Genomic DNA, 12,050 nt, shown 5'->3' with positions numbered 1-12,050 from the left:
CTAGTCCAAATGTACGCAAGTTAAAGATTACAATAGGTTCACCATCAGCTTTTGTTTCAATAAACTCACCTAAAGGCACTAATAAATCTTTTAAAGCTTCATAAGCATTCATCCGAAGAGCGATAAACCCATCCATGATACTTATATCGTAGTTATCTTTTAGATAACCAGGTAAAAAAGGCAACATATAACCTTCAGGTCAATACGCTAATAAAGAGTCGGTATTCATATGGATATCAAGTAGAAACATGCAAGCATCTTGATTAGATGGCAACATTGGTTGTATTTTTTCCGCGAATGAAAGCATGTCCCACTCAACCATGTCGTAAGAATTAGTAACGGGCTTTAACGAAAACAACTTCATGATTTACCATCCTAATTAGCATTTTCTAGAAGCATAACACTGGCTGGCATCTTATGATTTTTTATTTTTATTTTCACGCCACGTATTGTATTTATGAAATCGAGCTTATTTACTTTGGTTCTTAAACTAGTAGACACCCAAACTTCATAATTATGGCGATGCAGCCTTCTGTGAGAAACAGTGTCAGGCGTAGCCCAATCATCTGACTTATTTTTTTCAAAGTTTCTTAGCCATACCCCATTCGTTGGGTCATTAATACCAATACCAAACGAATGCATTCTTAAACGCGCAGCATATGTAAGGCGTTGTCTATAACGTCCCTTACCACAAACAATATGATGTGCTTCATGATATGAAGTCGGTTTTGGCTCGCCTGCCGCTCGTAAAAACTTAGCAAGTTTTTCCGTAGGATGATGTTCTTCTTCTGCTAGCTCCTTAACAGAACTACCTTCACTTTCTGCGCGGTAAGACTCTAAGCTTTGCTGCGCGATAAGCAAGTGCTCTAAACGCTTGCGTTCTTTTTGTAAGTGGTCGTAATCTCTTTGTAGCTTTTCCTTAGATGCAGCAGATTTACGGCGCTTATCGTCGTAGTGTTTTTTGGCTAGTAATTCATAATTATAAATAGCCATTTCTAAAGGGCTGGGGTTACTTGGTCGATCTGGCATTGGGTAGCGCTGTAGTTGAATCATCCTTAAATCCTTAAAATTTCCTTTTATTAGCGCGTAAAATAGCAAATAGACTATTGAGGTGCAATTATAAACGTTACACACCTAATAACTGCGATCACTTTATTGCTTACAATGAATTACATAGCGTTCAAATTTCCTCTTCATACAACACAATTTTTGACTGACTGGTTATCTGTGTGTTGCATCGAGTGGTTGAACTCACAGGCCATAGCTGGACTTAGCAAATTTTTAAAATTAAGTTATGGTTAAATAGCATCAGCTTTTTTTTTTGGGAGTTTAATATGGCTAAAACAATAAAAACTAGCAGCACCAATGATAAATCGGCGAGTTTCGATTACGACAATGTAAAAGCTGCATTAGATGGTCGGCTGTCCGTAGATGACCTTAGCGCCGCTGAACAAGCTGTATTTATGGATAATTTCGATGAATCTATAAACTCTAATTTAGAACAGGATTTTTCTAAGCATTTTGAAAAACTGAGCAGTAACGAAAAACTTTATGGCTTAGATGATAAGGATAAAATTATCTGTGCTAACAAAAAATAGCTCAAGCCTGAATAAACACAAATAGCTCATACCTTAATCGAATTCAAATAAAAAGAGCTCAGCGTTTGCTGGGCTCTTTTTATTTAGCCTCTGCCTTTTCGGCAGTTAAAAGTCACAATTTGTGGTTGTTCAATTCCTGGCCTAATTTCAGCTGCCTACTCGGCAGTTCACATCCACATAACAACTCTTGCCAATGCGCTTGAATTTCCAGCTGCCTACTCGGCAGTTCACGCTGTCTGCACTGTGTATGATTTCAGTAATAGATTTCCAGCTGCCTACTCGGCAGTTCACTATTAAAAATAGTTTAAATTTCTATAAATACCAAACTGTTAAACGAATTTAAATTATTTACCCTTATTTTTAATTAACCTGATAACCCATTGAAAATAAGAAGAGTATTTTATGACTACTGAAAAATGGGATTCAAAGAAGGAACCGTACCTAGAAATGTTTGATTTGTAGCAAAGCCATAATTGTTAAAGTGATTATTTATGGGTTCAGGTTTTTCGACTTTTTGTACATGCAAAACATAACTTTGACTATTGCCTTTGCTTGATACGGGTATTGAATGAAAGTGGCCTATGGCTTTTTCCTCAAATTTATATTCAGGGTTGTAAACCTCGCCTCTAGCTTCAGCTCGCTTTTTAGCGCGTTTCAATCGTCTTTGCTTTTCACCAACAAATGCTTTGGCTACTGATTGGTTGCGAACAAACATGACTTCGCTTTGATTTACTGGTACTTCGAGTATTTTTGATAAGCCAAATAACTTGTCATGAGCCATCATCTCAAAATAGCTTTGCTGAGATAAATTAGTTAATTGCTTTTTATCTGTCGATACAAACGCTATTTGATTACCTATCGTTTGCTCATTCCATTTAGGAAAACACACACCTATATTACTAATTTCACGCGAACTCATAAATCCATGTAATATGCCGATACAACGCCCTGCAAGGAGGCTTACATCACAATTTTTAGGTAAATAAGTAATAGTAAAATAATAGCGCTTCAAGCTTTACTCCTTTGGAACAAGCCACCTTTGATCAACACTGCCGCAATAAAGTGAACTGCGTTTGATTCTTCACTTTGCTCTAAACCATGCTTTTCCATGTACTTAATATGCAAAGCAATACGTGGGAGTAATGAATAAAAGTCTGAATGAGTCTTAGGTGTTCTGTGTGCAACTAATATTTGCTTATCTGCACCATACTCATGAGTGCGCAAAGGTTTGTAGCCTCCCTCATACCAATCATCGATAGTTTGGATAGCAGCCCCTACTTTTTGTGAGTTTAAACTTGCTGCTTTTTTATCGCCCACTTGAGTGTATGCAAGCTGTTTAGATGACATGCCTTGTTCAACAGTATCTACAAACTTTTGACTAGGGTGGAGCTCTTGGCTAAATGCATTTTTAATTTTGGCTGTTATATCTAAATAACAATAGCTTTGAGGGTTACTGAGCCCTTCTTGAATAGATTCTGACAATGTTATTAATGCTGTTTGATTATTTTGCCAATTGCCTTGCCATTTTAGTTTTTGTGCACCTTCAACAATGATCGGGGCTGCATGTTCAGTAAGGATTTCAATATCAACATTTGGTGATTGGCGGTTACGCCAAAGCCAGTTCCCCATCAGTATATTTTTAGCATAGCGAGTTGCAACTTCATTAAGACCATTGTGTTTTTTGTAGGTTTCAAAAAACCGTTTTAACCAATAAATAACTTTAGGGTCATCACAAACATGTGGCTCATTGCTATTGGCCTCAACCCTGAGTGAAAAACGGCAAAATAGCTCATTTACTGTTGGAGGCACGTAGCACACATCAATTGTTTGAGGGTTTCCAAAAGCAAGATCTTGTGGCGCTAAATTTTTAGCCACATTTTGCTTTTGATACGCATCGCCAAACCCTGACTTTTGCCCAACTAATTTATTTTGCTCTATTTGTAGCGGTTCAAAATCTGATTCCGGTGTTTTATAAAAAAACACTGCTTTACTGGGTGAGAGTGAGCGCGTGTAACTTAAGTGCCGAGGTAATTGCATTATTCATACTCAAACTTAGACTTTTTCATAAGCATAGACTCTTTTTGAACATCCATAACCCAAAATGCATTATGAAAAAACTGCTTAGCGCCTGCGTACTTTACTGATGTATTGTTAACACACTCTAACAACCCGATTACGGGCTCAGCATAACAATGGTATTCATGTAAGGCTGCATCTCGCTTTACAGGCTCTTCGAGCGCAGCAGAGCCAATTGCAGCGGGTCTTAAATTAAAGTTACCGTTAAGCGCATCTATCAATTGTTCAAAACTTTTAACTACTTTTTTTGAAGGGTATAACCAACTGCCATTTGACGATTTTACCTTTATATTTTTAAACAGCTCACTTGGTTTAGTATGTAAATTGCACCAGTCAATATTTTGATATAACGAAGGTGGATGCATAGTCCCGCCCGCAAACATAGATGGTAATGCGGGCTTTATAAGCTGACTATTTAACTTATTAAGCACCTCTTTATTTGGTACAAAAAGCCTAAATATTAAATCGAGTGTTATATCGCATTTAGGTTTATCGATAATACCTGAACTTATTACATGACTACGGCCAGCAACTTGTTTTAACTTACTTGGCTCAGGTAATGGTTTACCTTTATGTAATTGATAGTTTTCAATGTAAATAGCACTGCCAATACACTTAATTGAAGGGTCTATAAAGTTTTTTAGTTTACGCTCAAAGTTATGAGCAAGCCCATTTAAAGCTGTAAGTGACGGCATACCTTGAATATATGGGTTAGCCATTGCCTCAGCATCAAACACTCGCATATCTTGGCAATGTACATACACTATTTGCTCATCATTTAATGTTTCCTCTTCAGCTGCACAGTGAGTAACCACATAGTTTAACTGCATTTTAAACAGCCCCATTAAATTAGGGTGATATGCAAAGCGTTTGAGCTTACTAAAAGTACCAAGGCTTTCATTTAGTATGTTACTAAGTTGGCTAATACAGTTAGTAATACTCTGATCTAAGTAATGCTTTGCCCACTCAGGGTAAGATTGATCTTGAGCGTTATTTTTAGCTTCAAGAATGTTATCCAGCCACAACTGCAAGCTAACACGTACTTGCCTTATAGCCGCTACTCGCGCTAATCGCTTTTGCCTTAAAGTATTAAACTGTTTAATGCCTACCAACACCAAAAGCGCATGCTGAAATTGACTACTTAAAAGCGCACGAATTTTAAATGCTTTCTCAATATCATTATTGACTACTTTAGAGCGGTTAACAGCCTTAGAATATGTTTTAGGAAAGTAACGAAGCACTCTAATATTACCGCCTACTGAGCTTGCTAAATCGCCAACATTGGCAGGTCTTGAGTGCTCAACTAAACCAAAATTTAACTTACGCTCAGTTGTTAATTGCTGAATTTTAGCTAGCATTACGTGGCTTACTACAGGCGTAAACGCAAGATAGCTTTGCTGAAATGGCATTTGTAATTGTGGTGAAAAAGAGCTTACTTCTAATGGGAGCTCTGCCACTGACAAAAGCTGTTTTATTTTGCCCGCGATGTCTAAAACCGCCTTTTTAGTAAACCCGTACCCTCTTATTAAATTAATCCAAACAGGCTCTTCAATTATTAGTAACTTTGCTAAACAAGTCACTTCGCCTTGCCAAGTAAATGAGGTTAAAAATAGCTTTGCATGATTAATTTCAGCACTGTTGTGCGACCATCCAAAACTTAAAGGTAATGACCGGCTACAAATACCCGCAATATCTTCACTTACAACTTCACTAATTAAACGTTGATGGCTTACTCGTATATCGGGGTATTTTAAATTATGAGTATGAAACCATTTCACTTCGTTAATGCACTTACTCAATAACACTTCATCGCGTAATACACTTTTAGCAGTTCTTACACTTGTTAAATCATCAATCTCACTTCGCTTATAAACTAGGTTAATGAGCACAGTCAGCGATTGTTCTTCAAAGCCATCTACCGCAACATGAGATGTATATGGCGCAAACAACTTTCTAAGTGTTGTGGTTTTTTCTTTTAATGATTCAATTGCAAATGCATCTTGTAAGTTCATAAGTTACCACGGCGCTATAAATTGTTTTTTTGTTTGAGGCTTTTCAGCTGCAAATGCTTGCTGTAGTTCAATTACTTGGCGTAAATAAAAAACATGACTATCGGCTCTGAGCTGTTCGTGCTTTTTTTGTGGGTAAGCACAGGTTAAAAAGCCTTCTTGATGAAGCCTGTAAACTTGCTCTGTGGTAGTGTTTAACAATACTGCGGCATCAAAAGTGCAAAGCAGTAAGTCAGCAATATTTGGATGTTTAGCTTTAGGGTTACTATCAACTAATTTAACAAAGTAATTAATAATCTCATCAAGTAATTTGTTTTTACGGTTACTTGTTGCAGCTATTTCACCATCACGGATTAAATCGCCATATACAGAGTTAAACTTAGTTTTATTAAAAGGATTAAGTTGTTTGAGCCGCGCATTGTTTGTAAGTAAATCTAATTCAGCAGTAAGACCATCAGGCCAATTACTAAAGTAATCAACAAAAGCTCGATTAAAGTCAGCATCGCTTACATCAAGTTGCTTAGCCTTCGCAAACCAGGATATCAATCCCACTATTTTTTGGCTGTTACTACTTGCAAGCGCAAATGCAATTTTAAAGTCTGCGTCATTTAACTGTTCACTATTGGTTAGTTTACAACCGCAATTACATTCTAGAAACGCCTCAGAAGCTCTGTAATCAATTAAGTTATGGCATTCACCACAATGTGTAGTCAATTGTGTTTTATGTTTATGGCACGCTTTATAGGGCTTTAAATGCCAATAAAAAGGAATGTATGAAGATTCAGCTAAACATTCAATGCAAATAGGTATGTTATCTGTACGAAGTAGCTCAAGGGGAATTGTCAGCTCACTACGGCTTACTGCTGCGAGGTTACCAAATTTAAAATTACTGCGCCGCCATGCAAGTGCAAGAATGTCACCAGCGTTTACATCTGCTAATTGGGCTACTAACTTGAGCGCTCTTATTCTAAAGCTGCTCGCTTGCCTAGCATGATAAACATCAACTTTACTCAGCTCTAACGGCAACGCACCTTCAAGCCCATGCTCTTGCTCTGCAAGCCATTGCCATAAAATATCAGCAAGCTCACTATAACCATCATATGAGTTATCCCTTGCAAGCCTGAGTAAATAGCTTTCAAGCGCTTCATCTGGATAAGGTTTTGTTTGAACTAAAAAATGCATCGCCAACCTAAACTAAGAAAATCTTAGTTTAGGTTTAGGCTAAATAAATTAGATAGTCAAAAATAATTATCGTTAAATCATTCGTACTTCACAAAAGTACAATATCTGATACTGTAGAGAGCGTTACGGCATTTCTAAAGGATGTATTAATAGCCAGTAACATAATAAAAACTCAAATTTAAAAATACAAAGCTAACTTATAAGGAGATTCTTATGGCTTGTAACTGCTGTGGCAAAGCTTTAAATAGCGGCATGGTTCAAAAGAAAGATTCATCAACCGGTCAAAAGTTTAAATCATGCCCTCATTGTTCAGACGCTAATAGTTCTGAACATATATTCCATCCATATCCGGCTTCTTTTGGAATTACTCCTGCTCGTAAAACAGCTCGCAACCCTGATGGATATCAAAGCTATTGCATTGATTGTCGACGATTAAAAAAGGGCGTTGCTTCGAAAGCTTTTCACAATGGCCGTTTGTGTAGCACACTTTAGCTAAAGAGATTTAATGCAAGTACATAAAGATGATGCGGTAAATTGGTTATCAACACTTTCAACCGAAAGTGTTGATCTTTTAATTACTGACCCACCCTACGAATCATTAGAAAAACATCGAAAAATAGGAACAACCACTCGCCTAAAAGTAAGTAAATCGTCAAGTAATCAATGGTTCGACATATTCCCAAATAATCGCTTTGAAGAACTACTAATTGAAATATACAGAGTACTGAAAAAAGGTTCGCATTTTTATCTATTCTGCGATCAAGAAACAATGTTTTATATTAAGCCAATAGCTGAAAAAGTAGGTTTCAAATTTTGGAAGCCAATAGTTTGGGATAAAGTGACTATTGGAATGGGTTATCATTACAGAGCTAGACACGAATATATTCTTTTTTTCGAGAAAGGTAAGCGCAAGTTAAATGATCTAAGCGTTCCAGATATCCTCACGTGTAAAAGAGTATACAGGGGCTACCCTACTGAAAAACCAGTTAAGTTAATTGAAACGCTTATCTCTCAAAGCAGTATTGAAAGTGAACTCGTCGTCGATCCTTTTTTTGGCTCAGGAGCTACTTTAGTAGCAGCCAATAACTTAAATCGACAAGCTATCGGATGTGATATTTCAGAATCTGCCCATTCTCACCTAAAGGATCGAATCACATAAGCAGTTATTGATTATGTGATTCAATAAAATCCCATACCGTTTCACATAGTGAAGTTAGCTCTGGCGTTAACTTCCAATCATCAGACTCATTCATTAGTAAAATTGCAGTATGACAAAATTTAACTTTGTCTTTAATTGTACCTGATTTGTCAGAATAGAATTTCCGTTCAAGTCCATCAGCTTTGTCGACATAGCGCTCTAACACTTCACCAATACCATACCTATTAGATTTAAATAGCTCTTCCTTCATATTTTCAAATCTATCGATATTACTATCTGTTCTCTGTTTAAAAGTTTCCCATCTAGCTTTAGCTGTATCAATCAAAATATCAAAGGGTATAAAGTTTTCGATTTCCTTATATTCAAGTAAATAAAATGCCTCACCCAAAGCTTCTCGTAAGCTTTCAACACGCTCACCTTTGCCCTCAATATCTGCATCAGCAATTAGTAAGATATTTCTGTTGAGTCTTTTAGCGGAGGTTTCACTACCATTATTTTCAACATCATCACTGAAATCCCAGTGAGTAATATTACTGCCTTGGTACTCTGTAAAAACAAAATGAAGATTTTCATGATAACTCTTCAGTTTACTTCTCTTATCTTCATCTTCGAGCTCTTCGATATATTTATTTAGATAGGCTCGCAAGTATAGCTTATCAGTAACGCCTTCCACCCAAATTGAACAATTAGCAAGAAGTACAGACGATGCACGTACACCAAGCTCATTTAGTAAGTCACCATAATCTAAAGAAGCTTGTACTTTACTCTCACCATTTACCCTTGAAACTTGTTGAATAGAAATATCGTCACGCTCTTGAGCTAAATCTAAAAAGTGGTTTGAGTGAGTAGTCATAAAGAACATATGCTCTTTATGTTTAGCAAATGTTTCAATTAATGTCCTTTGAAGTCCAGCATGTAAAAAATGTTCTGGCTCTTCAATAAAAAACATAGTCGGCTCTTCAGCCATAAAAACTTTATACGTCAACAATATGATTGATTGAATACCGTCACCTAAGTCATAAATAGGTCGGTCTTCATCATCACCTTCTTTGACATGTACAACATCTTTATCAACCATAGGCACTAATGAGATGCCCCTACCAAAAAAGAAGTTTTCAGAAAGGTACTGTTCATAGTCGCGAACTTTTTGTCGTTTTCCGTAAGAGCCTAGTAAGTGTTTTGTGAGATCTTTATAAAGACTGTGGCCTGTAAAAACCTCACGTTCACCTTTCTTTAAGCTAGAAAAGTAATCGGCTTTAGTTCGAGTCTCAAAAATATCTTCTTCTGCAACATGTCGCAGCCCTCGAAGAGTTGGGATGTAAATTTTACCCCATTGATTAGTGACAGAATAACGACTTACTTTTTCTAGTAGTTCTTCAGAGAAGTACCCCTTTAACATTGAATTAAGTATTTCTATGAATCTTTCACTTTCTCTAACTGAAGTATAGGTAGGCCTATTTGCAATTGAATAAATTTCTTCAGCTAACTTATCTATACTAAGAGGCTTATTGCAAATTGATGATACTTGATTAAGCATTTGGTCATAATTTAGCGATCTCAGTCTTACAAGCTCCCCCCTCCAACTACCTTGATGAAGGTCACTTGCTAGCTTTTCTATTATTTCCTTTATTTCAAATCCTACATACTCTAATGTCCATTGCTTAACATTTTCATTAAACAATTTTCTTAATTCGCGACTCTTACCTGAATTATTAGGGCCAATAAAAAATGTTATTTGGCGAGTATCCTCTAAGAGCCAAGAATCATGTCCCGTCTTACCTATTTTTCTAATTGAATTAGCATTTACTTCCATGTTTTCTGATCCTTTATAGCTTTTCAGGTTTGAGTGTATTTAATAATTCAATTTGGTCTTCTTTTTTTAACTTACCCAAAGCACAAATTAGTTCAGATAAAATATCTTCTTCACAATAAAAGTAAGCTACTGGGACATCTAGCTCTTTAGCAATGCGTTTCATTGTTAAAAAATCAGGGGCATGTTTGCCTTTTTCGTATTGGTTCATGCGTGCACTAGCCGTGTTTGGCTCCATTCCTAATGCCATACCTAGTTGTTGCTGAGTAAGGCCAGCTGCTTTTCTTGCAGACTTTAGGCGTGAAGGTGTTGGAGTTTCCATGAGAACCTTAGCTATAAATTATATCTTGCTAAGATTCTCTTAGTATCTAACCTATAAGTGTACTAAGGATATTTTAGTTTTACCTGAGTTTATACTTAAATCTAACTTTTTCACTTTTCTTCTTTAAAAAATGTCTAAGATCTAGCAGTCTATGTCTATCATAAAAAATTATAGCCTTCTCACATGGAACTTGTTTGTATATACATTGATGAATATAAAGGTATAAAAGATCTCTTCTTAAATCTTAATCAAAACTTCACCTGTGATTTCGATAGACCTCATATTCATGTAAAAAAGCAGTATTGTAAATTTAAAGAAGAGTATTATCTTGGACAAAATATAAAACTAGTAATTGGTAAAAATGGGGCAGGTAAAACATCTCTTCTAGAGTTTATTGAAGGGGCCTTTAACGAAATTGTTGGTATTGGTATAGCTGTTTTCTGGGATGAAGTTGACTCAAATTACTATGTAAAAAACAATTCTTTATCGGAAATTTTCCTTAATGGCCAACGAATTAATGAGTACGAGCCAAACAACAGGACTAGCCTACTTTTCATAACCAACCTTTTTGACTTAAATAAATTTACATTCAATGAACGCAGTAAAGAAAAAAAGAATGTACTAAAACTATCTTCGAATAAATTTCTTGAAAAAAGGGTAGCAAAGAAAAAAATTCTTATGTCTGAGGTTGCTAGGGAATTAAATTATGCTGAATATTTCAACTATCAAAAAAATATAATTGGAGCACCTCTATCATTTAGGTTCTACATTTACCCCTCAAGTAAAAACTACCTCGAACAAGCAGTAAATAAGCTAACTAATGATAATGTTTCTAAATTATTGATGGATGATTTTTTCTATAATTTGGTAATAGAGGAAGCTCATAAGAATCAAGAAAGAGCCTTAGAAAATAACGAAATAAAATTTTCGATAAATGATATTCCTAGAGAGCTCCAAATTACGGGAGCTGCAATTAAAAAATCCTTAACCAAGTACTTACAATCAAACACAAGAAATGACAGGCATAGTGATGATGCATTTTGGTATATATACAGATTTTTGATAAGTGACTTCTTAAAAAAATCCTCTTTAAAAATAAGTGATCCAAGTGATAGGGCGTGGTTTTATATAAATATCATTTTCCAAGCTTCACATTCAATTGAGAATGTAACTGAGATTATTAAAAATCATATTGATGAGAGTAATCTCCTCGATAAAAATGATGCTGTTGAAGATATAGTTTATGAGTCTGAAAGATTTAGAAATGAACTTGAAGAAATGACTCAATCATTACTAGATAGCTATATAAACATATTATTTGATACCAAATATATTTCTTTCGATATTGCTGACAGTAAAATAATAGCTGAAATCTCTGAAAAGTTTAACGATTTAAATTACTTTACCGGTGATAACTTTACATATGGTTGGTATGGTCTAAGTTCGGGTGAAGAAGCAAGATTAAAGCTACAATCTCGTATTTTCACTGGCATACAACAGCTAATATCACGAGGCTATTCAAATATTCAGTTACTTGTAGATGAAATAGATGCCTACCTTCACCCTGAATGGCAAAGAAAAATTGTTAGTGAGGTTATTGATATAATTAACCATTTTAAAGATCACAACGGACTTAAACGAGCAACTATAAATACAATTTTGACAACACACTCTCCTATCATATTAAGTGACTTTCTACCCGATGATATAGTTTCAATTACTAAAGTTGATGGCAAAATAACACTGGAAAAATCAAATGGCTTCGGCACCAGAATTAACGACTTATACCTTGACGGTATGCACTTAGACTCTACATTTGGTGAAATATCAAGAAACGAAATACTACGATTTTATAAAGAATTAAAACAGGGTGAATTATCTAACTATAGTCAAT

Annotated in this window: 11 protein-coding genes and 1 pseudogene; 3 read left to right on the top strand and 9 right to left on the bottom strand. The window is 35.6% G+C overall.

What is annotated here, in order from left to right:
* From QL989_RS18675 to QL989_RS18665, 3 genes and pseudogenes are all read right to left on the bottom strand, one after another.
* Nucleotides 1–187: pseudogene (locus QL989_RS18675) on the bottom strand (hypothetical protein); the annotation flags it as partial.
* Nucleotides 188–199: 12 nt separating this feature from the next.
* Nucleotides 200–364, bottom strand: coding sequence for a hypothetical protein (locus QL989_RS18670; protein WP_290171625.1), 165 nt, complete (start codon nucleotides 362–364; stop codon nucleotides 200–202).
* 11 nt (nucleotides 365–375) lie between these two features.
* Complete coding sequence (locus QL989_RS18665) at nucleotides 376–1,053, bottom strand: AHH domain-containing protein (RefSeq protein WP_290171624.1); 678 nt, start codon at nucleotides 1,051–1,053, stop codon at nucleotides 376–378.
* 281 nt (nucleotides 1,054–1,334) lie between these two features.
* Between QL989_RS18665 and QL989_RS18660 the strand changes: the two genes are divergently transcribed.
* Nucleotides 1,335–1,598 carry a hypothetical protein gene (locus QL989_RS18660; protein ID WP_290171623.1) on the top strand — a complete coding sequence of 88 codons (264 nt, stop codon included), beginning with the start codon at nucleotides 1,335–1,337 and terminating at the stop codon, nucleotides 1,596–1,598.
* 406 nt (nucleotides 1,599–2,004) lie between these two features.
* On the opposite strand, the gene cas6f is transcribed toward QL989_RS18660, so the two are convergent.
* The 4 genes from cas6f to QL989_RS18640 are packed head-to-tail and all read right to left on the bottom strand — an operon-like array spanning nucleotide 2,005 to nucleotide 6,865.
* Nucleotides 2,005–2,610 carry a type I-F CRISPR-associated endoribonuclease Cas6/Csy4 gene (gene cas6f, locus QL989_RS18655; RefSeq protein WP_290171621.1) on the bottom strand — a complete coding sequence of 202 codons (606 nt, stop codon included), beginning with the start codon at nucleotides 2,608–2,610 and terminating at the stop codon, nucleotides 2,005–2,007.
* Nucleotides 2,607–3,635, bottom strand: coding sequence for a type I-F CRISPR-associated protein Csy3 (gene csy3, locus QL989_RS18650; protein WP_290171619.1), 1,029 nt, complete (start codon nucleotides 3,633–3,635; stop codon nucleotides 2,607–2,609). Before csy3 ends, cas6f begins: the two co-directional genes overlap by 4 nt.
* Complete coding sequence (locus QL989_RS18645; RefSeq protein ID WP_290171618.1) at nucleotides 3,635–5,686, bottom strand: type I-F CRISPR-associated protein Csy2; 2,052 nt, start codon at nucleotides 5,684–5,686, stop codon at nucleotides 3,635–3,637. The genes csy3 and QL989_RS18645 overlap by 1 nt, the downstream gene beginning before the upstream one ends.
* 3 nt (nucleotides 5,687–5,689) lie before the next feature.
* Nucleotides 5,690–6,865 carry a TniQ family protein gene (locus QL989_RS18640; protein WP_290171617.1) on the bottom strand — a complete coding sequence of 392 codons (1,176 nt, stop codon included), beginning with the start codon at nucleotides 6,863–6,865 and terminating at the stop codon, nucleotides 5,690–5,692.
* 505 nt (nucleotides 6,866–7,370) lie between these two features.
* Between QL989_RS18640 and QL989_RS18635 the strand changes: the two genes are divergently transcribed.
* Nucleotides 7,371–8,024, top strand: coding sequence for a site-specific DNA-methyltransferase (locus QL989_RS18635; RefSeq protein ID WP_290171616.1), 654 nt, complete (start codon nucleotides 7,371–7,373; stop codon nucleotides 8,022–8,024).
* A gap of 4 nt (nucleotides 8,025–8,028) precedes the next feature.
* On the opposite strand, the gene QL989_RS18630 is transcribed toward QL989_RS18635, so the two are convergent.
* Nucleotides 8,029–9,837, bottom strand: a complete 1,809-nt coding sequence (locus QL989_RS18630) for an AAA family ATPase (RefSeq protein WP_290171614.1) — start codon at nucleotides 9,835–9,837, stop codon at nucleotides 8,029–8,031.
* A 13-nt stretch (nucleotides 9,838–9,850) separates the two neighbouring features.
* Nucleotides 9,851–10,156 carry a helix-turn-helix transcriptional regulator gene (locus QL989_RS18625; protein WP_165742299.1) on the bottom strand — a complete coding sequence of 102 codons (306 nt, stop codon included), beginning with the start codon at nucleotides 10,154–10,156 and terminating at the stop codon, nucleotides 9,851–9,853.
* Nucleotides 10,157–10,339: 183 nt separating this feature from the next.
* Between QL989_RS18625 and QL989_RS18620 the strand changes: the two genes are divergently transcribed.
* Nucleotides 10,340–12,050 (top strand): AAA family ATPase (locus QL989_RS18620; protein ID WP_290171610.1); only part of this gene is annotated, 1,711 nt, incomplete at its 3' end.

It is taken from the genome of Pseudoalteromonas sp. APC 3224 (genome assembly GCF_030407535.1).
Classification (GTDB): Bacteria; Pseudomonadota; Gammaproteobacteria; order Enterobacterales; family Alteromonadaceae; genus Pseudoalteromonas.
The sequence above is the reverse complement of the archived record's forward strand: the minus strand, read 5'-3'. Positions and strand labels throughout refer to the sequence as shown.

Bases quoted from the DNA above. Each gene is read 5' to 3' on its own strand.
- QL989_RS18670 (WP_290171625.1), bottom strand. From the start codon at position 364: ATGAAGTTGTTTTCGTTAAAGCCCGTTACTAATTCTTACGACATGGTT.
- QL989_RS18660 (WP_290171623.1), top strand. From the start codon at position 1,335: ATGGCTAAAACAATAAAAACTAGCAGCACCAATGATAAATCGGCGAGT.
- csy3 (WP_290171619.1), bottom strand. From the start codon at position 3,635: ATGCAATTACCTCGGCACTTAAGTTACACGCGCTCACTCTCACCCAGT.
- QL989_RS18630 (WP_290171614.1), bottom strand. From the start codon at position 9,837: ATGGAAGTAAATGCTAATTCAATTAGAAAAATAGGTAAGACGGGACAT.
- QL989_RS18640 (WP_290171617.1), bottom strand. From the start codon at position 6,865: ATGCATTTTTTAGTTCAAACAAAACCTTATCCAGATGAAGCGCTTGAA.
- QL989_RS18665 (WP_290171624.1), bottom strand. From the start codon at position 1,053: ATGATTCAACTACAGCGCTACCCAATGCCAGATCGACCAAGTAACCCC.
- QL989_RS18645 (WP_290171618.1), bottom strand. From the start codon at position 5,686: ATGAACTTACAAGATGCATTTGCAATTGAATCATTAAAAGAAAAAACC.
- QL989_RS18625 (WP_165742299.1), bottom strand. From the start codon at position 10,156: ATGGAAACTCCAACACCTTCACGCCTAAAGTCTGCAAGAAAAGCAGCT.
- QL989_RS18635 (WP_290171616.1), top strand. From the start codon at position 7,371: ATGCAAGTACATAAAGATGATGCGGTAAATTGGTTATCAACACTTTCA.